1 protein-coding gene is annotated in these 672 nt (G+C 67.0%); it reads left to right on the plus strand.

Going from position 1 to position 672, the window contains the following annotated elements:
• The coding region (locus GO615_RS27770; protein WP_169133068.1) for an FAD-dependent oxidoreductase at positions 1-672 on the plus strand (672 nt) is incomplete at both ends.

A 672-nucleotide genomic window follows, 5' to 3' on the forward strand; every position in this document is an offset into this window, starting at 1 on the left:
ACTGGCAGCGCGCGTGGCGCAATCCGACGCCGAAGAAGAAGTACGACATCGTGATCGTCGGCGGCGGCGGCCATGGTCTCGCCACCGCCTACTACCTCGCCAAGGAACACGGCATCACCAACGTCGCCGTGGTCGAGAAGGGCTGGCTGGGCGGGGGCAACACCGCGCGCAACACCACCATCGTGCGCTCGAACTACCTGTGGGACGAGGCCGCGTGGCTGTACGAGCACGCGATGAAGCTGTGGGAAGGGCTCTCCCAGGACCTGAACTACAACGTGATGTACTCCCAGCGCGGGGTCATGAACCTCGGCCACACGCTGCAGGACATGCGCGACATCCACCGCCGCGTGAACGCCAACCGCCTGAACGGCATCGATGGCGAGGTGCTGGACGTGAACCAGATCCAGGAGATCGTGCCGATCATGGACCTGTCGAAGAACACGCGCTACCCGGTTCTGGGCGCCTCGTGGCAGCCGCGCGGCGGTGTCGCCCGTCATGACGCGGTGGCCTGGGGCTTTGCGCGCGGCGCCGATGCGCTGGGCGTCGACATGCTGCAGCAGACCGAAGTCACCGGCATCCGCAAGAACGGCAACAAGGTCGTGGGCGTCGAGACCAACCGCGGCTTCATCGCCGCCGACACCGTGGGGGTGGTCACCGCCGGCAACTCCGGCG

Origin of the sequence: Aromatoleum evansii, assembly GCF_012910805.1 — a bacterium.
Taxonomy (GTDB): domain Bacteria; phylum Pseudomonadota; class Gammaproteobacteria; order Burkholderiales; family Rhodocyclaceae; genus Aromatoleum; species Aromatoleum evansii.